The following is a 22,503-nucleotide window of genomic DNA, read 5'->3' on the forward strand; positions in this document are numbered from 1 at the left end:
CTTTCATGTCGTGGCGTGCCGAGCTCCGCCCGCCGTCGTTCCGCGGCGTGCCGTTCAAGATCGAGGCGAACACCCGCTTCGGCGGACGGCGAGGCTTCACCTACGAGTTCGCCAAGTCCGAGCGCAGTTCGGATGAGGACCTCGGGCGCCGCGTCACCCGCGTGGCGGTCTCGGCCTACGTCATCGGCGACGACTATCTCTACGAGGCCGACGCTCTCGAAGGGGCGCTCCTGAGCGAGGGCGCCGGCCTCCTGGTCCTGTCCACGATGGGACAAGCGACCATGCGCTGCGAGACCTACCAGCGCGTCGAGACGAAGGACCAGGGCGGTCTCGCCCGTTTCGAGATGACCTTCGTGCGCTCCCAGGTTGGTGTCGCCGCCTCGTCGGGCCGGGAGAACACGCAGGCCGCCGCGCGCACGGCGGCCGCACAGAACGCCTCCGCTGCCGAGCTGTCCGCCGGCACCGACGACGACTGGAGCTGAGATCCGGATGACCTTCGCCCAGCGCCGCGTCGCCGTCGCGGCGCTGAAGGCCGTCCTCGAGGCGCTGCTGGCCTCAGGCGTCGATGCATCGAGCGCAGACGGGGCGACGCTCCGGCAGCTGTGCGGCGCACTCTCGGCTGATGCAGTCGATGAGGTCCAGGCCAGTACGTTCGGACCGCCGCTGGCGGCATGCTTCACGACGGCGACCGCGGCTGGCGCCACCTTCGCCGGGATGGACCGGGTCCGACAGGTGGCGCAGGCCGTCACAGCTGCGGACCTGCCCGTGCAACGTGTCGCTCAGATCGCGGCACGTCTCGCTTTGTCCGAGATGGTGAACATCATAGCTGCGACTTCTTTCGCATCCCGGCAGGATGTCGACGCGACGCTAGCCCGGGTGAACCTCGCATTCGCCCCGGCCGAAGACTTCGCGGCCGGGCGGTTCGACAACGTCGCTTGGCGCGCCCTCACCGCGCTACATGCAGCGTGTGTGCGCGACCTCACCGCCCGGGCCCGGCCGCTGCCGCGGGTCGTGCCGTACGCTTTCGCGACCCGGATGCCGCTGCTGACGCTCGCCAACCGTCTGTTCGGCGATGCGGGCCGGGCGGAACAGCTGCTCGCGGAGAACCGCGACACCGTGCACCCTCTGTTCATGCCGGCCTCCGGCAACGCCTTCTCCGACTGAGAGCGTCCGGTGCCCAACCCCGATCTGATCTGCGAGGTCCGCACCGAGGGCGGCATCTATCAGGACTGGCTGACCGTGCAGGTGAGCCAATCCTTCGACGCCGCGTGGCAGCGGACCTTCCGTCTGACCTGCGCCGAGCCGGAGGATCCGAATAGCCGTCGCCAGACGACGTCGGGCGCTTCCTGGGGCGACGCCGCCCGGACCGCCGCGCAACGCCTCCTACCGGGCATGCGCGTGGACATCGCACTGGCGGGCGAGGTCGTGATCCAGGAGGGCTACATCGGCAACCGGCAGGTGGCATTCGATGCCAATCGTCACGGCGTGCAGGTGTCGGGCTTCTCGAAGGCCGAGCTCACCCGCAAGGCGTCGGCCGACGGCGGCACGGGGCAGTTCCGCGGCTACAAGCTCGACGCGATCGCCAACCGGCTGCTGAAGCCCCACGGCCTGAAGTTCCGGGTGGAGGGCGGGCCGGACGGGTGGGACACCCCGTTCCCGAACTTCACGATCCGGCACGGTGAGACGCCCTTCGACGCGATCTCCCGCGGGTGTCGCCAGCGTGGGCTGTGGCTGCGGGCCGACGCCAACGGGGACTTCGTCGCCGGCGCGCGCCAGGGTGGCAAAGGCGCGATGTTCGAGGAAGGACTCAACATCCTCTCGGCCAACTGCTCGATCGACATGCCCTCGGTCCAGGAGATCGTAGCGCGCTCGCAGGTCGCCGGTTCCGACAGTCTGTTCGGGCGGCAGGCCGCGGAGATCTCCGCCAAGACCCAGATGAGCAACGGCGTGCCCGGCCTCAGCCGGAAGGTGCTCGCCGAGATGCCGCTCGCCCAGAAGGAGCTGCAGCTGCGCACCAACATGGAGGCGCAGGCGATCGAAGCGGACCTTTTGCGCGTCACGCTCTCCTACCAGGGCTGGCTCAATCCGAACGGCGATCTGTGGGCGCTGTCCGACTTCGTGACGGTGCGCTCGGGCATGTTGTTCCCGCTGGCCGACCCACAGATGGACCTGAAACTCTGGGCCTACACCTACGGCCAGACGCCGGAGGGCCAGACCACGACGGCGATCGAGCTCGTGAACGCCAAAGCGTTCCAGCAGAAGAACCCAGACGCGCAGGCCTCCGACGGCTTCTACAATCAGCCGGTGACGCCAGCGCAGCCCGAGACGCGCACATGAACGGAGGCGGCTCATGAGCACGATGCGCGCCGGAGGCGACGATGCGGCGCGCCGCTCCTACCTCGGCATCGCCCGTGGCACCCTCGTCTCGGTCGACGACTCGACCAAACTCCAGGAGCACACGGTCCGGGCGTGGTTCGGCGATCAGTTCACAAACGTCGAGCACTGGCACCCCTACGGCTTCAGCAGCGTCCCGCTGAAGCCGACTGATCAGCAGCAGGGGCAAGCGGAGGTCCTGGTGGCCGCGGTCGGCGGCAACCCCGACCACCCGGTCGTGATCGCCACGGCCGACCGCCGGTACCGCCCGAAGAACCTCAAGCCGGGCGAGAGCTCGCATCACGACGATCAGGGCCAGCACACCCATCTCACCCGCGACGGCATCAACTCGACCGGCAAGAAGGTGACCATCACCGCCGGGCCGAAACCGGCCACCAAGGACTTCGAGCTCAACGAGCAGCTCAAGGGCCTTGCTGCCCGGGTATCCCAGATGGAGGACTCGCACCACGCGATGTTCGACGTGGTGTCGAAGCTTCGGGAGAACGTGGAGAGCGTGCTGCCGGCGCTGGCTCCGCTCAACCTCGCTACCAAGGTCACGACCGCCCTCAGCGGCCTCCCGGCCGGCCTGGACACCATGAAGGCGCTCGCGGAGGGCAAGCTCACCGGCTACCTGCAGAACGCCATCCAGCGCGGCCTCAAGGCCTTCCTCGACCCGAGCCGGCTCATGGGCATGGCGAGCCTGCTGTCGGGCGACGTCGAGGGACTGATCAAGAACCTCGAGGCGCAGATCGCCGGCCTGATCGCCAACAACCCGATCATCGCGGCGGTCGACGATCTGGTCGACGAGTTGGCGGCGCTGAACGCCAGCGGCGGTCCGGAGGCGGCGATCGCCGCGAAGGCCGCCGAGCTGACGGACCAGATCGCGCACATCACTGGGGCGAACCCGGTGATCGGCCAAATCGCGAACCTGCGAGGCACGCTCGAGCGGCTCGCCGACCAGGCCGGGCCAGCGCTGAACTTCCTGGAGCCGCAGAAGCGGCTCGTGCAGGGCCAGACGAAGTCGATGCGCTTCGGCGGCCCGGGCTGATCCGCCGCCCCTCGAACACCCGAGACCCCGACATGGCCCGCATGCTCCAACGGCCGGCTCCCTCGTGCGCGAGCTGCCGCTACTTCGCGCTCAACCCGCACCCGAGCACCTACGGCGCCTGCCGCATCCGCGCCCCGCGCGCGGCCGCGGAAGACGGCGGACGGGCGGTGTGGCCGGGTGTGCTCGGGACGGACGGGTGCGGCGAGTACGCGCTTGATCATGAGCGCCTCGCTCTCGCCCACGGTGAGGGTCGCGCGTGACCGACGTCCGGATCACGCAGACCGGTACGGCCCCGGGCCAAGCCTTCCAGGCCATCGACCTCGACCTGCTGCTGACCCCCGCCGGCCAGCTCGACACGTCGGATGAGCTCGCCACCGCGGTGACGATCGCGCTGATGACCGACGCGCTCGCCGGTCCGGACGACGAACTGCCTGACAGCAGAGACACCGACCGCCGCGGCTGGTGGGGCGACCTCGACGCGGAGGAGATCTGGGACGGCTGGCCGATTGGCTCGAAGCTCTGGCTCCGGTCCCGGACCACGATCACCGGCACCGCGGCCCGCAAGGGCTCGACCACCGTCCAGATCGAGGACGATATCCGCGAGGCGCTCCAGCCGTTCCTGGACCGCAGGATCGCGACCCGCCTCGACGTCACCGTGGTGCGCGCCGGCGTCGAGCGGATCGAGGCCGGCATCGTGATGTACCGCGGCGACGAGATTTTGCTGGATCTTCGGTTCAGTGATCTCTGGGCCGGGGTCGTCGTCTCCGCCCCGACCGGCTGACGCTGGCACCTCCCGCCTTCATCTCGACCACCGCCCGAGCCGTCCCGCTGGAAGCCGCCCCACGCGGCGCGCCTGAGGCTGCCCCATGCCGTTCAGCCTTCCGACGCTTCCGGATGTGAGGCGCAATAACCGCGACAACCTCGCCGCCTTCCTGAAGGGCGCCGACGCGAGCGTCCCGAACGACGCCCTGCGCGTGCTCTCCGACATGAACGCCGGTGGCGCGTTCCTGAACCTGAAGTACCTCGCCTGGCTCGCCCGGAACTTCCTGCCGGATCTCGCCGAGAAGAGCTGGCTCGACCGCTGGGCTGCCATCCTGTTCGGCGGGCGCAAGGCCGCGACCTTCGCCTCGGGCACGATTACGGTGACCGGCACGGCGGGTACGCTCCTGCCGGCCGGCTCGCCGCTCGCGACCTCCGACGGCATCCAGTACCAGACCGCGGCCGATGTCTACTTGTCCGCGCTCGCCACGCCCGTGGCCGTCACCTGCCTGACCGCGGGCGCGATCGGCAACCGGGACGCCGGCGCGCCGCTCTCGATCTCGGTCGCGGTCTCGAACGTCAGCGCGCAGGCCACCGTCGTCCTAATTGACGGGGGCGCCGACACCGAGAGCGACGACGACCTGCGCGTCCGGATCCTCCTGCGGATCCGCAACCCGCCGATGGGCGGCTGCGCCACCGACTACGAGCAGTGGACCTTGTCCCTGCCCGGCGTCTCCCGCGTCTGGGTCGCGCCGATGGAGATGGGCGTGGGCACCGTCACGGTGCGCTTCGCCTGCGATCAGCTGCGCGCCTCCAACGATAGCCTGCCGACGCTCGACGACTGCGCGCTGGTGCGTGCCTACCTCGACACCGTCCGGCCCGTGACGGTGGCGGATCTCTTCGTGGTGCCCGCGATCCCGCAGGGGATCGGGCCGCGCATCCTCAACCTGTCGAACGACACGCCCTCGATGCGGCTCGCGATCGAGGCGGCGCTCCAGGGTATGCTTCTGGAGAAGGCCGCGCCCGGGCAGACGATCTTCGCCTGCTGGATCTCGGACGCGATCACCGAGGCCGCGGGCGACGCCACCTTCGACCTCGTCACCGGGGACTTCGCCATGACCAGCAAGGGCGCGCTCGCGAGCCTACGGGCGGCCTTTGGCGGCGGGATCGCCTTCACATGAGCGACGACGCCTTCATCCGGCGCGACGGCGAGGACTACGCGCAGGCGCTCAGCCGTCTTCTCCCGACCGGCGCGGCGTGGTCGCGCGATCCCGCCTCGACGCTGATGCAGCTCGTGCGGGGCCAAGCCGAGATCTGGGGGGCCGTGGTCGACCCGCGCGCGGCCGACCTCTTGGAGATCGAGACCGACCCACGCTTCACCCTGGAGCTGCTCGGCGACTGGGAGCGGGCCTACGGCCTGCCGGATCCCTGTGTGCCGGTGGTGCAGACCCTGCCCGAGCGCCGCCAGCGGCTCGCGCAGAAGATCGCCATGCAGGGCGGCCAGTCCCGGGCCTTTTTCATCGGGGTGGCGGCCGCGCTCGGCTACGCGATCACGATCCGCGAGTACGTGCCCTTCCAGTTCGGGCTGTCCTCGTTCGGCGGCAGCCACGGCAAGCTGAACCCGCCGGGCTTCCGGTACTGCTGGACGGTCGCCGTCACCGGCCAGCGGCTGACCCGCTTCCAGTTCGGCGCCTCGTCCTTCGGCCGCGACCCGCTACTGGCGATCCGCAAGGCCGAGGACCTGGAGTGCATCCTCTCGCGCATCAAGCCCGCGCACACGCTCCTGCGGTTCGACTACAGCCCGCCCGCCGCGAGCGTGCGCCAGCAGCGCTTCTCGTTCGGCGCCTCGACCTTCGGCGGCGATCCGTTCTTGCGCCTGACCACGTCCTGACGCGCTTCGCCACACCCTGACCCGACCGCCCACGCGGTCTCCAACCGGCTTCCCGGAGTGATCCCGTGCGCCTGCACTACCCGCTCAATAGCCAGGGCGCCGAAGATGCCGGGCAGCTGCCCTGGAAGGACGGCGTTCCGTCGACCGGCGTCGAGGGCTCCTATCCAGGCCACGCCATCGTCACCGACCTCGAAGCCGAGCTGCTCTCGATGATCGACCTGGCCGGCCTCGTGCGCAGCGGGGCCGACCTGACGCAGGGCATGCAGGCGGTCGCCCGGGGCATCTGGCTCGGCCAGTTCGGCGGGACCGCCACCGCGCTGACCGCGACGCTGCCGAACTCCGCCGTCCTGCCCTCGTTGCAGATCGGCATGCGGGTGCGCGGCATCGCCGCCTCGGACTACAGCGGCTCGGGTGGCACGCTCGCAATCACCGGGATCGGCGCGGCTGGGACGACCGTCAGCTACCCGATCGTGGCGGCCGACGGGACGAGCCTTGCCAGCGGTGCCTGGAAGGCCGGGCAGTTCCTGACCTTCGATATCGATGGGTCCAGCAACGCCCGGTTCTCCGGCGGCTCGGCCGGGACGGGCAGCGTGTCGAGCGGCGGCCTGTCGGTCGGCCTGCGCGGCCTCACGGGCAGCTCCGCGGGCGGCGCCAAGACCGCCAACTTCGCGGTCAAGCGGATCGCCGCCGCCACCGCGGCCGGGACGAGCTACCGCGGCGCCAATCTCGCGGCCACCTTCAACGGCGCCACTACCGGCGCGGGCGGCATGGACACCGGTGCGATGCCGGCGTTCTCGTCCGCCGGCACCGGCTGGCTGGCGCTGTACTGGATCTACAACCCGACGAGCCAAGCCTGGGCGATCCTCGGCTGCGCCGGCGCGACGTCGAGCGACGAGGTCTACACCGGCCAGAACATGCCGGCGGGCTACACGGCCTCGGTCAAGATCGGCTCGTACGTGCTCGACGGTTCGGGCAACTTCCGCAAGTTCCGCCAGCTGGAGCGCACGGTCGAGGTCGACGTCTACGCCATGGGGTCGAGCTTCAGCTCGCCCGCCCCGAACTTTGCGCAGGTCGGCGACCTCTCGCCGGCGGTCCCCTACGACGCCGCGGCGTGGCTGCCCGAAGCCCAGCAGATGAGCACGGGCGCGGCGGCCAACATCTACCTCGCCCCGACCGCCGAGGGCATCGGCGCCGCCGGCATGGTCTCCATGTGGTCGACGACCAATCAGGCCCGGGCCTCTGGCCAGCCCGTGCGCCTGCTCGCCCCCTACACCGCCTACCAAGCCGTCACGCAGGGCCAGACCTGGGCCATCTGGGTCCGCGGCTACGTGTTCTGAGGAACCCCAGATGCAGCGCTACGTCCTCGGGCAGAACGGCCGCGTGGCCGCGATCACGCCGATCGCGCTCCCCGCACCGCCGCCGATCGGCCCCTTCGATCTCGTCGCCCCCTGGCAGCCGGGCGTGGTCGAGGGCATGACGGTGATCCTCGACGCGCAGGGGAGCGCGGTGTTCGGCGCAGGCCCGGCCGCGCCGGCTCCGACGGCGGCCGAGCTGCTGGACTACGCTTCGCTCGCCCAGGACCTCGCCCTCTCGAAGGTCCAGAGCTTCGACGTCGCCGCCTCCGGCCAGCCGGCCCACGTCGTGACGACCCGGCTCGACGCGAAGGGCCAGTTCGCAATGCTCAAGGTCCAGGGCTGGCTCCAGCTCAACGCCCAGAACGCCGCGGCGACGATGCCCTACTCGAACGTCGATTACTCGGCCACCAGCCTGACGGTCTCCGAAGCCGACAGCCTGGTGGATCAGGCGGCCGCGCTCGACACGCGAAGCTACGCGATCCTCAATCAGGTCGCGGCTGGGATCGCCGCCAGCCCGCCCACGATCACGACCACCGCCCAGATCGACGCGGCCTTCGCCGCGCTAGTCCCGGCCGCGGCCGCCTGATCCGGCCCCGCACCGCCCGACCGTCCGCGCCGCCTCCGGGCGGCTTTTTCTTGGCCTGCCCTGAGGTGCGCGCGTGTCGAACCTCGCCCTGATCCAGCCGCGCCCGATCACGTTCCGCACCAGCCAGAACACCGACTGGCTCGACGGCCTGCCGATCATCGGCCAGCCGGGCCAGGGCGGCGTCGTGGCGGGATCGGCCAACGTCGGTACCGGAACCCTGGCGATCGCCGCGGTGGCGGCCGGGACGCCGCTCGGCGTCCACGCGGTCGCGGTGACCGGGATCGGCGGGGGCTTGACCGGCTTCACCGTCACCGCCCCGGACGGGACCGTCACCGCGCGGGGGGTGGTCGGCGTCCCGCTCTACGCCGGCGGGATCACGCTGGCGCTGGCTCAAGGGTCGACGCCGTTCGCGGTCGGTGACGTGTTCGCGGTCTCGGTCCTGCCGACACCACTCGACATCACCGGCCTCGTCTTCCGGCTCGACGCCCGGGCCTCGAAGACGTCGGCGGCCTACGCCCTGCAGGCGACCTCGGCGCCGACCGACGGTTCGCTGCCGACGATCGCGGCCGGCACGACCGGGGGCAACGTCGCCATGCGGGTGACGCGTGCGACCATGGCCGCCTGCCCGCCTGGGCAATACCCGTTCGACATCCTCGCCACCGACCCCGCGACCGGCCTGACGGTGACCGCCTTCTACGGGCTCATCAAGCACGCCGCCGTCGCCTCGCTCCAAGACTGAGGCAGACCCGATGGCGATCGAGAGCACCGGGGTGCCCGTGTTCGTGAGCGGGCCGGCCGGTCCCGCCACCGTGACCACCGCGGCCGGGCTCGCCGACGTCGTGTTGGCGATCAAGGCAGTGCTGACCGCAGTCGACCTGCCGACCGCCCGCACGGCGCTGGGCCTGGGCAACGTGGCCAACCTCGCGCCCGCCGATCTCCCGGTCTCGACCGCGACCTCCGCGGCGATCGCCAGCCTCGCCACGCTGGTCGCGGCCAATCAGACGACGCTGAACACGATCCTCGGCGGGGCAAATCCTGCGGTCGACACCTTCATCGAGGCCTACAACCGGTTCCTCGCCGACGAGTCGGCGGCGGCCGCGATGCTCGCCCAGATCAACGCGCTGCAGACGGCGCTCGCGGGCAAGGCGGCCGCCGGCGCCAACAACGACATCACCGCGCTCGGGCAGATCTCAGGCATCCTCGACACGGCCTTCGGCTCGACCCGGGGCACGGTCGCGGTGCGCGGCGCCTCGGGATGGGCCGCGCTCGGGCTCGGCGGCTCGGGCACAACGCTCCAGTCGAACGGCACCGACCTCGTGTTCGCCGCCGCCTCGCCCGGCGCCGGCGCGGTCCGCTACGACGCCGCGCAGAACCTGACGCTGCCACAGCAGCTGCAGATCCGTCGCAACGCCGGCGACCGCGGGGCCGGTGTGCTGGCCAAGTCGGCCGCCTACACCGTGCAGGCCGCCGACATCGGCAGCTTCATCGCCTGCACCGGCAGCTTCGCGCTCACCCTGCTCGCGGCCGCCAGTGCCGGCAACGCCTTCGCGGTCGAGGTCAAGAACGCCGGCACCGGCGTGATCGCTCTGACCCCCGCGAGCGGGGATGCGATCGACGGGCTCGCGGCCGGCACAGCTCTGAAGATCTACCCCGGCGAGTGTTGCACGCTCCAGTGCGACGGCACGGTGTGGCGGACCTACGGGCTCTCGACCGGCATGGTGCTCCTCGGCACCCAGGCGCTGTCCTCGACGCCGGCCGCCACGTTCACCCGCTTCGACCCGAGCCGCTTCTCCAGCTACGTGCTCGACCTGGTCGGGGTCCTGCCGAGCGCCGACAACAACTTCCTGCTCGGAGCCTGCTCCAGCGATGGCGGCGCCACCTTCCGGAGTGGTGCGACCGACTATCAGTACGCCTACGACAATTTCCAGCAGGACGGGGCGACGGGACTGACGGTCTCGAACGGCGGGAATACCTCGTTCGTCTTCTCGAACAACGTCTCGAACGCCATCGCCATCTCGGGTGCCATCGAGATCCGCCCGGGGTCGTCGTTGAGCGCCCTGAGCTGGAACCTCAAGAGCTCGAACTACTCCGGACCCAAGATGTGCGTCGCCGTCGGCGGCGGCCACACCGGGCCGGTCACGGCGTTCCAGCTACTCCTGGCCGGCGGAAACCTCGCCTCCGGTCAGGTCACGATGTACGGGAGGCGCTGAGATGCTGACCTATCTCAGGGACGGCGAGCCGGCCGTGATGAGCGACGCCGAGGCCGCCGACTTCGCCCGGCGTCAGGCCGCCGCCGTGCAAGGGCAGCCGGCACCCAACACGCAGCTCACGTTCCTGGCGCTGTTCAGCCCCGCGGAACAGGCGGCGATCGTGACCTCCGCCGACGCGCAGATCAGGCTGTTCTGCCTGATGGCGGCGGGCTCCACCTTCGTCAGCCTCGCGGATCCACGCGTCGTGGCGGGCGCACAGATGCTGGAGAGCGCCGGGCTGATCGCGGCGGGACGTGCCGCGCAGGTCCTCGCCGGGCAGGCGCCGGCATCATCCTGACGCCGACCCTCGGCCACCACTGACGTCATCCGCGGAGAGCGCTTCGCTCGACGCTAGCAAGCTCGCGCCCGAACGAGGTCTGCCCGCATGGCCACCGCCACGGACCAGGTCGTCACCGACATGGGCGACTGGACGCTGGTCGTCCCGTTCCGGATCCCGCTGAACCTCACGGGATCGCGCCTCACCGCCACCATGACCGGCCAGTGGGGCGGCCCGGCGGTCGTCAACCTCGACAGCGCAGCCGGCTCGATCGCCTGGACGGCCGACGCGAACGGGCTGACCGACCACATCGTCATCACCGTGCCGGCCTCGGCCCGCGGTGACTGGCTCGCGACCGGGCCGAACGGCCTGCCCGGCAAGGTGAGCGTGTTCTTCGACGTCATGCGCACGGTCACGGGCTCGACGCGGGTCGACCCGCTCGGGCGGTCGTCCGTCGTGGTCTTCCCCGGCACGGGCTCGCCCGCGGTCTTGGCGGCCGGCGGCTCGTTCCAGCCGGTGCTGGCCGCGCTCCCGTGTTCAGGCGTGGTGCTGCCCGCGCTCGCGACCGGCCCGCAGGGCCCGCCCGGGCCGAGCAGTCCGGCCGCCGCGGCAATCGTCGCCGCCCTGATCTTCGGCTGAGGCTCGCCCCAAACGTCGATCCGGACCGATCCCTCCGCCCTCCAGGAGAGCTTATCGTCATGGCCACCCCCGCCCTGGTCACCGTCCAGGCGACCGATCCCCGCTACCTCACGCTCAAGCACCAGCCCGAGGGGACGCCCTTCAACGCCGACGGCACCGCGCTCTGGCCGAACGATCAGTTCACGCTGGCCCTGATCCGGGACGGCGTCGTGACCCTGGTGGGCGGCGGCACCGTGATCCCGACGCCGCCCGCCGTGCAGGCCTCCGACGTCATCGCGCGCACCCGCAACGGCCTGCCCGGCAGCTTCGCGGTCTCCGACCTCGCCACCTTCCTCGGCACCGGCACCGGCTCGAACAGCTCCTCCGGCGGAAGCTCTGGCGTCAGCCCCTCCGCATCCATCGTCAACGCCCTGATCTTCGGTTGAGGCCCGCCCCATGAAGACCGTCCTGACCTCCGGCTACGCCTTCACCGCCGCCACCAAGACCCTCGACTTCACCGGCTCGACCGGCTTCGACGTGCGACGTCTGCTCGCCGTGCTCAACCTGACCCGAGGCGCGCTGGTCTACGCCGTCGGCACCGCCGGGCTCGGCTTCTCGACGCTTGCGGGCGGCAACGTCCTAACGCTCGCCTTCGACACCACCGCGCACGCCAACGGCGACGCGCTGATGGTGCTGTACGACGCCACGAGCACGGCCGCGCAGGACAGCTCGCTCCAGTCGATCCTCACCGCGCTCGGCACGCTCGGCACGCACGCGGACGAGACGACCCTCCTCGCCAAGCTGGAAGCGGTGCGTCTCCTGCTCGCCAACCCGGCGCTCGCCAGCGGCGCCGCGACCGATGCGACGCTCCAGCAGATCAAGGCCGCGCTGCTGGCGCAGATCGACTTCTCGACCCTCTTCGTGACCGACGGCACGAGCTACTACGTCCGCCGGGAGAGCGTGAACGAGGGCACCAGCGCGACCACCGTCACTTTCGAGACGATGAGCGGCGCGGTGGCCTCCCCGGTGGTGGCCAACCTCACCCCGATCATCCCCGGCGCCTCCGGCGGTGCGTCCGGCGGCACCACGCGCACGATCGAGACGACCTTCTTCGACGCGGCCGCCAACGGCACCGGCATCACCGCCGGCGACGTGCTCGCACGCGTGCTGGTGTTCGACGTGGTCTCCGGCGGGATCGTCGCGTCCTACTGGCACAACATGATGACCGGCGCGGCCGTGACCCCGGCGGTCGGATCCTATGTGGAGCAGAGCAAAGGCCTGCCTATAGGCGCGGCCAAGGACGCCACCGTGGCGGCGATCACCACGGCGCTGCAGGCAGGCCTAGGTGTTACCCCAGCGGCCACAGAGAGCCACCTCGGCAGCGTCGGTAGCGACAGCAAGCGCATCGTTGCGGTGCCTGCCCTCACGGCCGGAACGACCTACGCCAGCGGCAAGTGCGTAGGCGGGCTGATGACGCTCTCCGGCGTCCTGCGCGCCGCGGGCAAGTCTGCGACCGCACAATCGGCCTCGCTGCACGCCAAGGTCGCACTCTCCGCCCCGGTCGATCTCGTGATCTTCCGCGACACGCCGACCGTACTGACGGGGCTCGCCGACAACGCGACCTTCGCCGTCGACCCGGCCGATTTCGACAAGGTGTCGAAGGTCCTGTCGTTCACGGGCTGGACCAGCCTCGGCACGCCCTCGCTCGCCCGCCTCGACGGCATCGGGGCCCTGCTCAGCGCCGCATCCGGCGTGGATCTGAAAGCGATCCTCGTTGCGCGCGGTTCGGTGGCGATCTCGACCGCCTCCGACCTCTCCGTTGGCCTCGGCATCTATCAGGACTGACCGCATGCCCCCCTTCTTCGGCGCGCGCCGGGCCGCTCTGCTCGGATCGACCGCGGTCATCCCCGCGGTCCTGGCGCTCTCCGCGCTCGTCGGGGACTTGGCGGGCGAAGCCTTGCCGTCCTGGCTGTCGCTCGCCCGGGCCTCCGCGGCGACTTACACCGGGGCGGCCACGTCTGGCACCACCGTGGTCGGCGCGCGGGCCTCGGCCGCCTCGGGTGCGCCGCGGTTCGATTTCGCGACCGGCGCGCCAGCCTTGCTCGTGGAGCCGCAGGCGACGAACACGGCCAGCCAGAACCAACCCACGTCAGCCGCTTGGTCGATTTCGAACAACGACTCGGCCAATACCGCGATCACATTCAACGCGGCCAACGGCGCGGACGGGTCGAAGACGATGGCGCTCATCGCCGCCGCCTCGACCGCCTCGACCGTGCGCCAGATGGAGCAGGACGGCATCGCGCTCGTGGCGGGGCAGGCGAACTGTTTCTCGTTCGATGCCGGGGCGGCCGGCGAGACCGCCGGGCACGTGCAGCTCAACATCAACACCACCGGCGGCTTGGCCGGCGCGATGGTCGTGTTCTACAGCCTGACCGGCAAGGGCGCCGTGCTGGTCGGGGGCGACTTGGCCGGGTCCGTGTCGGGCAAGGCGGCCTCCATCACGCTCCTGCCCAGCGGTCTGTATCGCGTGTCGGTGGTCTTCACCGCCCCGGCCACCGCGACCACCGCGAACGCCTATATCGGCCCGTGCTCGACGGACTATGCCAATTCCGGCCGCGGCTACGTCGGCACGGTCGGCAAGGGCATCTTCGCCGGTGTGGTCCAGATGGAGGCCGGGAGCTTCCCGACCTCCCCAATCGCCACCACCACCGCCGCCGTCACGCGCGCCGCGGACGTGGTGACGCTCTCGGGGACAGCGTCGGCCTACCTCGCGGCGGGCGGCTCCTACATCCTGGAGCGGCAGTCGATCGCGCCTGGCTCATCGCCCGAGCGGGTCTATGGGACGGGTGCTCTCGCCGCACTGCCCACGGGCTACCGTTACACGAAGGTCGCGGTCTACAGCCGCGCGCTCAGTGTCGTCGAGCAAGCGGTCCGCACCCTGTTCGCGTTCGACCCCTTCGGCGACCTCCCGGGCCGACGCTTCAACGCGGGCGTGAACCTCAACCTGTTTTTCGGGTACGGGCCCGTCAATCCGACCGTGGCCGGGTCGTCCTATCGCGCTCTCACCGACGCGATTGTCGCCGATCTGGTTTCCTACGGCGTCAAGTTCGTCCGTATCCCGATCCGGCACGAGCAGATCGACCCCGACCGGAATGGGTCTTTCGACCAGGGTACGCTCTCGGCGCTGGATGCTGCTGGCGCAAAGCTCGCTGCCGCCGGCATCTCGTGGATCATCGACGTCCACAACTCCTTCATCGTCTGCGCCAATCAGTCGAACATCAACGACACGACGGCTTATCACTATCTCGGCAATGCTGACGGCGTTTATACGCAGGCGCAGTATGTGACCCTGATGTCTGGCCTGGCGGCCAGATATAAGAATGCGCCCGGCATGGTCGGGTTCGACATGCAGAACGAGCCGGCCGTCAGCGCAACGGTCTGCACGAACGCCTACAAGGCCGCGATCTCGGCCATGCGCGCGGCCGGATACACCGGCGAAATCATCATCGAGATCACCGATGCCGACATCGCCAGCGGGCTCTACTCGCTGGATCTGGATCCGCTCAGGAACATCCGCTGGTCGTTCCACACCTATCCGGTCGGCGGCGGCGCCAGCGGTGACTATGGCTCGGCCAACGCCATCGCGCAGGGCGTGCCGGTCCGTGTCCTGGTCAATCGGATCTCGGCCAACTTCCGTGCCTTCGTGTCCGCCAATGGTGGCAAGGGCCACATCGGCGAGATGGCGGTCGGCCTCGACGGCACGTACTGGACCGGTCGGCCGGGCATGCTCGACGCCACGCTCGCGTTCTGCCGGGCGTGGGATTACCCGATCACCGCCTGGGATCATGACAGCGACACCACGATCGCGGATGCGAACAACCTGAGTTACCGCGATGGTGGCACGCGTCCCCGTCCGCAGCGCGTCGTGATGGCGCTCTACAACGGGGTCAGCGTCTCGCCGACGGCCGCCTTCACGGGGCCCGCCAGCAGCTACCGGCTGGCAGTCAGTTCCTTCGTGTTCGACTGGCGCGGTATCCCGGCGACAGGCGGGACCTTCACGCCGAACGATGGCGGCAAGGGCGGGACGTTCTCCCCGGCCTCGTTCTTCGTCCCGGCGAACACCCTCAACGTCTACCAAGTGGTGACCTACACAGCACCGGCGAGCGATCAGAGCGTAACCCTGAGCTGGACGAACGACGGGGGGCTCATCAACCCCGCGCCAGTCACGCTCGCGGTCGCGGGAGCAGCACCTGCGGCGGCTGGCTTCACGCCGCTGCAGGCGGACGGGCAAGCGCCGCTGATCGACGCGAAGTTCGTGGGGACGCCGGGCTACTACGGCGTGTCCAGCATCGCCGACCTCGTGACCGGCTCGCCCGTGATCGAGTCTGCCGGTCTCGCCACCGCGGGCAAGCAGTGCGCCTTCACGACGGCGGTTCTCAATGCCATGCCGACCAAGGGGCCGTTCACCCTGATGGTCGAGGTCGATAACTTCTCGGGCGTGCCCAACGGTGCGCGCATCGTGGGATCGAGCCCGAGCGGGCCCGGCACCATGATCTATGCGGGTGGTAACAGCGTCGTCGGGTATGCGGCTGACGGCTCCGGTGGGCCGCAGGCCAGCAGCGCGGGGAGCGCCGCCGCGCAGACCCGTATCGCCATTGCGAGCGACGGCACCTCGTCCTGGATCTCAGTCGGCGGCAGCGATGCCGTCGAGGTCACGAACGCAGCCGGCATGCGTCCGAGCTTCCTCGGCTGGACAGGTGATACGGGCGACCCGAGCACGTACCCGAACCATGTCGTGCGCGTCACGGTCCACGGCTTCAAGGTGTCGAAGGCGGGCGTGAAAGCTCTGACGACGGGCACGTCGTCGTGATGACCTGCCCCGCGCGGCCGACGCTGCGCGGGGTGTTCTTGACCTGACGCTCGGCAGCTGAACGCCGGCCCGTCCCCACCAATATTCGGCGAGCCCGCCATGTCCTGTTCCCGTTGTGCCGGGCTCGGGCCGGCCGCGCTCGCGCCATTTCAGGGTCCGCCGGGCGCGCCCGGAACGGCCGGGCCGGCAGGCCCCGCCGGCCCGGATGTCGGGCTTACCCCCTTCGCGGCTGATGCTGACCTCGGCGGCCAGCGCGTGATCGGGCTCGGTCTGAACGGCAGCGCGGTCCACGCCTCCGCCGACGACCCCGACCATATCCTGCGCGTGCTCGGCATTTCGACCGGCGCCGCGCTCGCCGGATCCCAGGTCACCGTCCGCAGCATTGGGACGATGGACGACCCGTCCTGGGCCTGGGTCCCGGGCCCGATCTGGTGCGGCCTGAATGGCGCCCTGACGCAGGCGCCGCCGGCTCAGCCCGTCTCCGCCTTCAGCCAGCAAGTCGCCTTCGCGGTTTCGGCGACCCGCATCCTAGTCGGCCTGCACATGGCCGTCCGCCTCGCTTGAACAGAGGACAACCATGGCCTTCTCGATCCAGCGCTTCGTCGGCATGCTCGCCACTGGGCTCGCAGAGATCATCCCTGTGATCGTCGGCGGCTCGGCCAACGCCGGCCAGATCCCGGCGCTCGGCCCCGCCGGCACGCTCGACCCGACCATGATGCCCCCAGGCGTCGCCGCCGACGTGAAGACCTGCACCGCTTCCGAAGCTCTGGCCGGTCCGTGCCTCGTGAACCTGTATTCGAACGCAGGCACGATCACCGCGCGCAACGCCGATGGCTCGACCCAGGGTAAGGCAGCCGACGGCTACGTGCTGGCCGCCGTCGCCTCGGGCGCCCAGGCTCAGGTCTTCCTGTCGAGCGGCATCGTCCCGGGCTTCACCGGCCTCACCCCGGGCGATGCCTTCCTGTCGGCGACCACACCCGGCGCGGTGGCGGCGACCGGTGCGGCCTCGGCCGGCCAGACCTTCCAGAAGGTCGGCAAGGTGCTGGACGCCAACACCCTTCAGTTCACCCGCGGCGAGCCCGTCGCCCGCAACTGAGGCCGCCGCCCATGACTGCCCGCAAAGCCGTCGTGGTCACGCCCGCGGGCCTCGCGGAGCCGCCGGCGGGCGACAGCCTCGCCTACACCCTGCAGGGGATCACCCCCGTGGTCGGCGGGTCCTACCAGCACGACGGCTCCACGATCATTGTCTTCGAGCCGGTCGCTGCCCTCGGATCGACCACGCTCACCCTGTCGGCGAGTCCCGGTGATGGGCAAGTGATCCGGGTGACGTCCCGCTACACGATCACGACGCTGACCGTATCGGCGGGCTCGGGCCGGTCGATCGTCGGGGCGCCCACGACCATCGGCCCGACCGCGCCGTTCGGCCTCGTCTACCGCGCCGCCTCGACGACGTGGTTCCGCATCTGAGCGGCCTCTAGCCCGCTCGCCCCAGCAAGCCCGGAGATCTCCCATGCTCCTGCAGCGCCTCGCGCTGCGGGCCGCGCTGTCGTGTGCGCTGCTCGCCCCCGCATCCGCCCAGGCCTGGGAGGGGATCGCCTCGACCTATGGCCGGGAGATCTTCCGCATCAACAAGAGCGGCCGTACGGCGAACGGCGAGCGGTTCCAGCCGATGAGCCTGACGGCGGCGATCTGGGACGTCCCGTTCAACACCCGTCTGCGGGTGACGCATCTGGCCACCGGCCGGAGCATCGTCGTCCGGGTCAACGATCGCGGCCCGCACCGCCGGCTCGGTCGTCTGATCGACCTGTCGACGGGATCCTGTCGGGCGCTCGGCGCCTGCGGCCTCGCCCGGGTGCGGGTCGATGTCGTGGGCTCCGGCCGCCGCGTGGCGGACGCGCGCTGATGCGGCGCCTGCTCCTGGCGGCGATCGTCGCCGTCGTCTGCCTCCCGCCGGCGGCCGCACCCTGCGCCGCCGGCGGCCGACCGCACCTGCCGACCCGGCCGAGCGCGGCGAGCCTGCTGGCGGCCGCGCCGATCGCGCCGAACGGTACGCTCATCCGCGAGGCCGAGCGCTTGCGCACCCTGGAGCTCGACGAGCTCGCGCCGCTGCGGCTGCGCCTCTCCATCCCCTTCTGAACCCCGATGGCCGTCATGACCGACTGGAAGCGGATCCTCCCCGCCGTCGCGCCGCATGCGCGTGCCGACCTCGTGGCGGCCTTCGTCGCGGCCGATGACCGGATCGCGGCGGCCGAGATCACCACGCCGGACCGGATCGCCCACTTCGTCGCCCAGGTGGCGACGGAGACCGGTGGCCTGACCAAGCTCGAAGAGAACCTGTTCTACACCGCCGAGCGCCTGTGCGCGGTCTGGCCGAAGCGCTTCCCGACGGCTGCCTCAGCTCGCCCCTTCGCGGGTAGCCCGAAGGCGCTGGCGGAGAAGGTCTACGGCGGCCGGATGGGCAACGTGCAGCCCGGCGACGGCTGGCGCTACCGCGGCGGCGGCGCGCTCCAGACCACCGGTCGGGCGAACTATCGCGCGGCCGGGTTCGAGGCCGATCCGGACAAGCTCCGCGCGCCAGCTGGCGCCATCGCGGCCGCGCTCACCTTCTGGACCGACCACGACTGCAACGCGCTCGCGGACGCCGACGACGTCGAGGCCCTGCGCCGGCGCGTGAACGGTGGGGAGACCGGGCTCGGCGAGTGCCGCGCCTACCTCGCCAAGGCGAAGGCGGCGCTGCGGGTGATCCCCGCCCAGGCGAAGCTGAAGGCCCTTCGCTACCCCGTGGGCAAAGTCGACGGCGAGCACGGCGACCGCACTACGGCCTCCGTGCAGCTCCTGCAGAAGAAGGCCGGCCTGCCCGTCACGGGCGAGCTCGACGACGACACGCTCGCCGCCCTCGACACCGCCGCGCCCCTGGCGGTGCCGGCCAAGGACGCGAACCTCGTCCAGAGCCGCACGGTCCAGGGCGGCGCGATCGCGGCGGGTGGCGCCTCGTTCGTCACGGTCAGCGACATCGTCGGCCTCAAGGATCAGATCGATGACGCCAACGGGCACATCCAGGCCGGGACCGTCTTCGGCGTGGTGGTCGGCGTCCTGATCATCGCCGGCGCCCTCTACGGCCTCTACGCGCGCTGGGATGATGCCGGCCGGCCCGTGCCGGAGGTCCTCGCGCGCCGCTTCCCCCATCTCACCGGAGCGCGCGCCTGATGTTCGACTTCTCCTGGACCGGCATCCTGACGGCGTTTGCGTCCCTGCTCTGGGCAGCGATGTCGCCGGTGACGCTGAAGATCCTCGGTGCCGCCTTCGCCATCCTGGTGCTCGGGCGGATCGTCCTGCCCGCACGCCTGCGCATCGTCGCTCTCACGGCCGCCGCCGGCGTCGCGGCCTTCGCCTTCTGCTGGCAGGTCGCGGCGACCGACGGCGCCCGCCGCATGCTCGTGCACGATCACGCTGTGGCGATCCGGGCCGAGCAGCTGCGCGCCGAGAAGGCCGAGGCGATCACGCAGGAGGCGATCGAGCTGCGCGCCCGCGACCAGGCCGAACGCCAGACCGACACCCTCAAGATCAAGGAGCTGACCGATGCGCTCGCCAAAGATCCGCACCGCAATGGCGTTTGCCTGCCTCGGCTTTGGTCTCAGCGCCTGCGCCGGCTCTAAAGACTTCGTCCCCGCGATCGATCCGGCCGCGCCGGCCCAGATCCGGGTGACGATGCCAGCCCCGCCCGAGGGCATCGAGGCCTGCGTCCGACCGAGCTTCCCGGATATCCCGGATCGATCGCTGACCCGGGCCGACGTCGTCCGGATCATCGGCCGGGCCAAGATCCTCGATCGGTCCAAGGCGGCCTGCGGCGCGCGTGCCCAGGCCTGGATCGCGGCCGTCCGGCGCGACTTCGCCAGGCCCTGATCGGCCCATCAAGCCCGTGAAACTTTCACGGGGTTCCCGCCTGCTGTTGCTCCTCATCCACCGAACACAGGCGGCTTGTCTCTCAAGAGAGGCCGGTTCGCATGACACAACGCGCGACCGGAACGCCGGCGCGCGCCTCTCAAGCCTTGGGGGCCCACCATGCCCGATACCGGACCGGACGGCCGGAGCTCCTCGATGGAGGTTGCGTTCGCGCGCTTCGAGGGCTCGGTCAGCACCGAGATCAAGAACCTCGCCCACGATGTGAAGAACCTCGTGGCTTCGCTCGCCGCGTACGCCACCACGCGCGACCTCGCGGCGGCCGAGAGCCGGATCGAGAAGTTGGAGAAGGGCCAGACCTGGCTCATCCGCACGATCGCGGGGGCGCTCATCACCGCCTCGGTCTCCGGGGTAGGCGGCCTGGTGTGGTGGATCGCGAAGGCGGCCCACCCATGAGCGGCGCCGAGTTCCGGACCTACAAGGTCGCCCTGGCCGCGTGCGCCTTCGCGTGGGCACTGCTGCTTGCCTTCCTTGCGGGGCCTCTCGTTGTAGCCACCGCGTTCCCGGTGCGCGTCGACCTGCGCGCCGATCGCATCGAGCGTACCCGCGAACGCCTGTGCTGGGACGCGTCCGGGATCAAGGTCCGCGAGGGTTCGTCAGACGACCTCGACGTCTTCCTCTACGCGGGCGGGATCGCCGGGCGCATGGTCGTGGCGGTCTACGGCGAGGCGAACGGCATCCCGTGGCGCAGGGTCGGCGCGAGCAAGATCGGGCCTTTCCGCAAGCGCTACTGCGTGGACCTCGACACTATCCCGGCCTCCGCACCGGTGCGGCTGGAGATGACCGTCTACTACCATGAAGCCTTCGGCATGCTGCGCGTACCGCAGCGGATGCCCGACGTGAGCGCGCCCGGCCTATAGCCGCCGCTTCACGCTCTGCTTCACACTGCCCCTGGCGCCCTCGGCTTTGGCCGGGGGCGCTTTTTGCGTTCCAGGCCTATTTCGCCTGTGCCCACTGCCGACCGATCGCTTGGATGATCTCTATGATCGCCGGCCCAGATACGGTGTCCGGCCCCCGCCTCTCGGGGCTTCCTTTTGCGCTGCAGCGCGGTAGCTCCGTTAGTGGATCCGCTCGTTCTCAACACCCGAGGCTCGGATCTGGGAGCGCCTGCCCGGCTCACAGCCGCGGCGGGCGTTTTCGTTAAGATCCAGCCGGCATGCTGTAAACGGATCCGGCCTATCGCCCCTCACGATCCGGATCTGAGAAGCCCGCCCGGTTCGCCGCGGTGGGCTTTTTTGTTCTGGGAAGCGCCCCTGTCACGTTCCTGTGTTGCGGCGCAGCAGAGATCATCGAGCAACTCTCCAAGCTCACGCGGGACTGATCAACTCGGGGGATGCATGGCCGTCGATCACACTACCGGCCGCCGGCCGACGTCAGCGCAGGCATGCGACCTCGACACAACGATCCTTTGCGAGCGATTGGCGGTCGCCCGGTCGTGGATGAGCCATTTGGCTTCAGGCGGGCACCGAGCACGACCGGACTTCGCTCCGGCGGTCTCAAGCGCAGGTGCGATCGCGGATCGAGACGATCGTCGTGCAGTCGCCGGTACCGTCCACTAACGAGCCTCGGTTATCCTGCATCCTGAGCGGCGTTGCGTATTGGCTAGGCCCAACCGCTGGTGAGATCGGACGCTCCCCCGCCCCGTGAGCAGATCGGGGCGGGGCCGAGCGAGTGGTTTCCGGAGCGGCTTGGGTTGCACGGGGTTTTTAGCAATTCCGTCCCGGTCTGCTATACGAAGACGCCCGCAAAACAGTTTGAAGATCGACAGCGATGCGCGCCGCCGTCAACCTCATAGTCGCAGGCGTGCTCGGCGCACTCGCTTGGGCCTTCAGCCAGCACGCCGCTCTCGTTTTTGGAGCTGGTTACCTGTGTGCTGTCTATGCGGAGAAAGCTTGGGATCTAATTTGCCCGAATGGGCTGCGGATCTGGCCCCGCGTTTAGAACAGTTCCCTGTGGAACTCATAGACGTACCGATACGGTCCTTGTCTGGGTCGCAACCCGCGCCATTCGAGGCCGTCAAACGTTAGTTCAAATGCTGGCGCCGTAGCTATAGCGGCACCTGCTAGACCAGCTAGAGCAGTATGGCTTTGTGTCAGCTCCGTTGCTTGGCTGCCAAAAACACCGGTCATTATACCAGCCAGGGTCTGAAAAGGCCTCACCTTGTATGTAGATTTGAAATTCGTTAAGCGCACTGGGAACTGCCATTCATTTGCAACACGAATTGCGTCGGCGCATGCTCCGTCAACGTTCTTGACTAACCTTTTTAACTCTTGCTGTTTGTCAGCGGCATCATCCATGCTGGCGATCAGCGTGTCGATTTCACGGCGTAGCAGCTGCAGTTCGTCTCTTCGTCTAATTTTGAACTCCAGTACCTCAGCCAGTGGAACGTCGTGATTGGGTACTGGAATGGCATTTGTCAGATGTAGCTGGGCGTTTCCTGCTTGGATCGCCGCTCCTTCTTTAAGTAGGAATGAGTTTTCGCCTTGTGCGAGAGACCACACTCCTGGCTCTCGCCGA

The 22,503-nt window shown here is 69.8% G+C and carries 28 protein-coding genes; 27 read left to right on the forward strand and 1 reads right to left on the reverse strand.

The window, feature by feature from the left end:
• Positions 1-5 precede the first annotated feature (5 nt).
• From OXS49_RS20130 to OXS49_RS20260, 27 genes are all read left to right on the forward strand, one after another.
• Positions 6-482, forward strand: a complete 477-nt coding sequence (locus tag OXS49_RS20130) for a DNA circularization N-terminal domain-containing protein (RefSeq protein WP_267426350.1) — start codon at positions 6-8, stop codon at positions 480-482.
• Positions 483-489: 7 nt separating this feature from the next.
• Positions 490-1,164 (forward strand): hypothetical protein, encoded by a 675-nt coding sequence (locus OXS49_RS20135; RefSeq protein WP_267426352.1) that lies wholly within the window; start codon positions 490-492, stop codon positions 1,162-1,164.
• Positions 1,165-1,173: 9 nt separating this feature from the next.
• Positions 1,174-2,337: a phage baseplate assembly protein gene (locus tag OXS49_RS20140; RefSeq protein ID WP_267426353.1), complete on the forward strand. Its 1,164-nt coding sequence runs from the start codon at positions 1,174-1,176 to the stop codon at positions 2,335-2,337.
• A gap of 13 nt (positions 2,338-2,350) precedes the next feature.
• Positions 2,351-3,421, forward strand: a complete 1,071-nt coding sequence (locus OXS49_RS20145) for a phage baseplate assembly protein (RefSeq protein WP_267426355.1) — start codon at positions 2,351-2,353, stop codon at positions 3,419-3,421.
• Positions 3,422-3,453: 32 nt separating this feature from the next.
• Entirely contained in the window at positions 3,454-3,681 is a 228-nt protein-coding gene (locus tag OXS49_RS20150) for a hypothetical protein (protein WP_267426356.1), read from the forward strand.
• A complete protein-coding gene (locus OXS49_RS20155; RefSeq protein WP_267426358.1) occupies positions 3,678-4,202 on the forward strand; it encodes a phage GP46 family protein in 525 nt (174 codons plus the stop codon). Before OXS49_RS20150 ends, OXS49_RS20155 begins: the two co-directional genes overlap by 4 nt.
• Positions 4,203-4,287: 85 nt before the next feature.
• Complete coding sequence (locus OXS49_RS20160) at positions 4,288-5,361, forward strand: baseplate J/gp47 family protein (protein WP_267426359.1); 1,074 nt, start codon at positions 4,288-4,290, stop codon at positions 5,359-5,361.
• Positions 5,358-6,071 carry a putative phage tail protein gene (locus OXS49_RS20165; protein WP_267426360.1) on the forward strand — a complete coding sequence of 238 codons (714 nt, stop codon included), beginning with the start codon at positions 5,358-5,360 and terminating at the stop codon, positions 6,069-6,071. The genes OXS49_RS20160 and OXS49_RS20165 overlap by 4 nt, the downstream gene beginning before the upstream one ends.
• Before the next feature lie 65 nt (positions 6,072-6,136).
• Positions 6,137-7,408: a hypothetical protein gene (locus OXS49_RS20170; RefSeq protein ID WP_267426361.1), complete on the forward strand. Its 1,272-nt coding sequence runs from the start codon at positions 6,137-6,139 to the stop codon at positions 7,406-7,408.
• Positions 7,409-7,418: 10 nt separating this feature from the next.
• Entirely contained in the window at positions 7,419-8,012 is a 594-nt protein-coding gene (locus OXS49_RS20175; protein ID WP_267426363.1) for a hypothetical protein, read from the forward strand.
• A gap of 73 nt (positions 8,013-8,085) precedes the next feature.
• The gene (locus tag OXS49_RS20180) at positions 8,086-8,751 is read left to right on the forward strand and encodes a hypothetical protein (RefSeq protein ID WP_267426364.1); all 666 of its coding nucleotides are present in this window, start codon (positions 8,086-8,088) and stop codon (positions 8,749-8,751) included.
• Between the two features lie 10 nt (positions 8,752-8,761).
• Positions 8,762-10,222, forward strand: coding sequence for a hypothetical protein (locus OXS49_RS20185; RefSeq protein WP_267426365.1), 1,461 nt, complete (start codon positions 8,762-8,764; stop codon positions 10,220-10,222).
• A 1-nt stretch (position 10,223) separates the two neighbouring features.
• Positions 10,224-10,559 (forward strand): hypothetical protein, encoded by a 336-nt coding sequence (locus tag OXS49_RS20190; RefSeq protein WP_267426366.1) that lies wholly within the window; start codon positions 10,224-10,226, stop codon positions 10,557-10,559.
• Between the two features lie 87 nt (positions 10,560-10,646).
• Positions 10,647-11,177 (forward strand): hypothetical protein, encoded by a 531-nt coding sequence (locus OXS49_RS20195; RefSeq protein ID WP_267426367.1) that lies wholly within the window; start codon positions 10,647-10,649, stop codon positions 11,175-11,177.
• 59 nt (positions 11,178-11,236) lie between these two features.
• Positions 11,237-11,602, forward strand: a complete 366-nt coding sequence (locus tag OXS49_RS20200) for a hypothetical protein (RefSeq protein WP_267426368.1) — start codon at positions 11,237-11,239, stop codon at positions 11,600-11,602.
• Between the two features lie 10 nt (positions 11,603-11,612).
• Positions 11,613-13,001 carry a hypothetical protein gene (locus OXS49_RS20205; RefSeq protein ID WP_267426370.1) on the forward strand — a complete coding sequence of 463 codons (1,389 nt, stop codon included), beginning with the start codon at positions 11,613-11,615 and terminating at the stop codon, positions 12,999-13,001.
• A 4-nt stretch (positions 13,002-13,005) separates the two neighbouring features.
• Entirely contained in the window at positions 13,006-16,026 is a 3,021-nt protein-coding gene (locus tag OXS49_RS20210) for a cellulase family glycosylhydrolase (protein ID WP_267426372.1), read from the forward strand.
• A gap of 99 nt (positions 16,027-16,125) precedes the next feature.
• Positions 16,126-16,590: a hypothetical protein gene (locus tag OXS49_RS20215; RefSeq protein ID WP_267426375.1), complete on the forward strand. Its 465-nt coding sequence runs from the start codon at positions 16,126-16,128 to the stop codon at positions 16,588-16,590.
• A gap of 13 nt (positions 16,591-16,603) precedes the next feature.
• Entirely contained in the window at positions 16,604-17,122 is a 519-nt protein-coding gene (locus OXS49_RS20220) for a hypothetical protein (RefSeq protein WP_267426377.1), read from the forward strand.
• A gap of 11 nt (positions 17,123-17,133) precedes the next feature.
• Positions 17,134-17,493 (forward strand): hypothetical protein, encoded by a 360-nt coding sequence (locus OXS49_RS20225; RefSeq protein ID WP_267426378.1) that lies wholly within the window; start codon positions 17,134-17,136, stop codon positions 17,491-17,493.
• A 43-nt stretch (positions 17,494-17,536) separates the two neighbouring features.
• Entirely contained in the window at positions 17,537-17,929 is a 393-nt protein-coding gene (locus OXS49_RS20230; protein WP_267426379.1) for a septal ring lytic transglycosylase RlpA family protein, read from the forward strand.
• Positions 17,929-18,162 carry a hypothetical protein gene (locus tag OXS49_RS20235; RefSeq protein WP_267426380.1) on the forward strand — a complete coding sequence of 78 codons (234 nt, stop codon included), beginning with the start codon at positions 17,929-17,931 and terminating at the stop codon, positions 18,160-18,162. Before OXS49_RS20230 ends, OXS49_RS20235 begins: the two co-directional genes overlap by 1 nt.
• A gap of 15 nt (positions 18,163-18,177) precedes the next feature.
• Complete coding sequence (locus tag OXS49_RS20240) at positions 18,178-19,233, forward strand: peptidoglycan-binding protein (RefSeq protein ID WP_267426381.1); 1,056 nt, start codon at positions 18,178-18,180, stop codon at positions 19,231-19,233.
• Positions 19,233-19,682, forward strand: a complete 450-nt coding sequence (locus tag OXS49_RS20245; protein ID WP_267426382.1) for a hypothetical protein — start codon at positions 19,233-19,235, stop codon at positions 19,680-19,682. Before OXS49_RS20240 ends, OXS49_RS20245 begins: the two co-directional genes overlap by 1 nt.
• 52 nt (positions 19,683-19,734) lie before the next feature.
• Positions 19,735-19,929, forward strand: coding sequence for a hypothetical protein (locus OXS49_RS20250; RefSeq protein WP_267426383.1), 195 nt, complete (start codon positions 19,735-19,737; stop codon positions 19,927-19,929).
• A 195-nt stretch (positions 19,930-20,124) separates the two neighbouring features.
• Entirely contained in the window at positions 20,125-20,382 is a 258-nt protein-coding gene (locus OXS49_RS20255; RefSeq protein WP_267355550.1) for a hypothetical protein, read from the forward strand.
• Positions 20,379-20,846, forward strand: coding sequence for a hypothetical protein (locus OXS49_RS20260; protein WP_267426384.1), 468 nt, complete (start codon positions 20,379-20,381; stop codon positions 20,844-20,846). The genes OXS49_RS20255 and OXS49_RS20260 overlap by 4 nt, the downstream gene beginning before the upstream one ends.
• 1,077 nt (positions 20,847-21,923) lie before the next feature.
• On the opposite strand, the gene OXS49_RS20265 is transcribed toward OXS49_RS20260, so the two are convergent.
• On the reverse strand, positions 21,924-22,503 hold a 580-nt coding region (locus tag OXS49_RS20265), incomplete at its 5' end, for a DUF6236 family protein (RefSeq protein ID WP_267426386.1).

Source organism: Methylobacterium sp. GC_Met_2, assembly GCF_026540795.1.
GTDB lineage: Bacteria > Pseudomonadota > Alphaproteobacteria > Rhizobiales > Beijerinckiaceae > Methylobacterium.

What these genes read in the sequence shown, in the direction of transcription:
- OXS49_RS20130 (WP_267426350.1), top strand. Translation starts at nt 6, where the DNA reads ATGTCGTGGCGTGCCGAGCTCCGCCCGCCGTCGTTCCGCGGCGTGCCG.
- OXS49_RS20135 (WP_267426352.1), top strand. Translation starts at nt 490, where the DNA reads ATGACCTTCGCCCAGCGCCGCGTCGCCGTCGCGGCGCTGAAGGCCGTC.
- OXS49_RS20145 (WP_267426355.1), top strand. Translation starts at nt 2,351, where the DNA reads ATGAGCACGATGCGCGCCGGAGGCGACGATGCGGCGCGCCGCTCCTAC.
- OXS49_RS20150 (WP_267426356.1), top strand. Translation starts at nt 3,454, where the DNA reads ATGGCCCGCATGCTCCAACGGCCGGCTCCCTCGTGCGCGAGCTGCCGC.
- OXS49_RS20160 (WP_267426359.1), top strand. Translation starts at nt 4,288, where the DNA reads ATGCCGTTCAGCCTTCCGACGCTTCCGGATGTGAGGCGCAATAACCGC.
- OXS49_RS20165 (WP_267426360.1), top strand. Translation starts at nt 5,358, where the DNA reads ATGAGCGACGACGCCTTCATCCGGCGCGACGGCGAGGACTACGCGCAG.
- OXS49_RS20175 (WP_267426363.1), top strand. Translation starts at nt 7,419, where the DNA reads ATGCAGCGCTACGTCCTCGGGCAGAACGGCCGCGTGGCCGCGATCACG.
- OXS49_RS20185 (WP_267426365.1), top strand. Translation starts at nt 8,762, where the DNA reads ATGGCGATCGAGAGCACCGGGGTGCCCGTGTTCGTGAGCGGGCCGGCC.
- OXS49_RS20190 (WP_267426366.1), top strand. Translation starts at nt 10,224, where the DNA reads ATGCTGACCTATCTCAGGGACGGCGAGCCGGCCGTGATGAGCGACGCC.
- OXS49_RS20195 (WP_267426367.1), top strand. Translation starts at nt 10,647, where the DNA reads ATGGCCACCGCCACGGACCAGGTCGTCACCGACATGGGCGACTGGACG.
- OXS49_RS20200 (WP_267426368.1), top strand. Translation starts at nt 11,237, where the DNA reads ATGGCCACCCCCGCCCTGGTCACCGTCCAGGCGACCGATCCCCGCTAC.
- OXS49_RS20205 (WP_267426370.1), top strand. Translation starts at nt 11,613, where the DNA reads ATGAAGACCGTCCTGACCTCCGGCTACGCCTTCACCGCCGCCACCAAG.
- OXS49_RS20210 (WP_267426372.1), top strand. Translation starts at nt 13,006, where the DNA reads ATGCCCCCCTTCTTCGGCGCGCGCCGGGCCGCTCTGCTCGGATCGACC.
- OXS49_RS20215 (WP_267426375.1), top strand. Translation starts at nt 16,126, where the DNA reads ATGTCCTGTTCCCGTTGTGCCGGGCTCGGGCCGGCCGCGCTCGCGCCA.
- OXS49_RS20220 (WP_267426377.1), top strand. Translation starts at nt 16,604, where the DNA reads ATGGCCTTCTCGATCCAGCGCTTCGTCGGCATGCTCGCCACTGGGCTC.
- OXS49_RS20225 (WP_267426378.1), top strand. Translation starts at nt 17,134, where the DNA reads ATGACTGCCCGCAAAGCCGTCGTGGTCACGCCCGCGGGCCTCGCGGAG.
- OXS49_RS20230 (WP_267426379.1), top strand. Translation starts at nt 17,537, where the DNA reads ATGCTCCTGCAGCGCCTCGCGCTGCGGGCCGCGCTGTCGTGTGCGCTG.
- OXS49_RS20235 (WP_267426380.1), top strand. Translation starts at nt 17,929, where the DNA reads ATGCGGCGCCTGCTCCTGGCGGCGATCGTCGCCGTCGTCTGCCTCCCG.
- OXS49_RS20240 (WP_267426381.1), top strand. Translation starts at nt 18,178, where the DNA reads ATGACCGACTGGAAGCGGATCCTCCCCGCCGTCGCGCCGCATGCGCGT.
- OXS49_RS20245 (WP_267426382.1), top strand. Translation starts at nt 19,233, where the DNA reads ATGTTCGACTTCTCCTGGACCGGCATCCTGACGGCGTTTGCGTCCCTG.
- OXS49_RS20250 (WP_267426383.1), top strand. Translation starts at nt 19,735, where the DNA reads ATGCCAGCCCCGCCCGAGGGCATCGAGGCCTGCGTCCGACCGAGCTTC.
- OXS49_RS20255 (WP_267355550.1), top strand. Translation starts at nt 20,125, where the DNA reads ATGGAGGTTGCGTTCGCGCGCTTCGAGGGCTCGGTCAGCACCGAGATC.
- OXS49_RS20260 (WP_267426384.1), top strand. Translation starts at nt 20,379, where the DNA reads ATGAGCGGCGCCGAGTTCCGGACCTACAAGGTCGCCCTGGCCGCGTGC.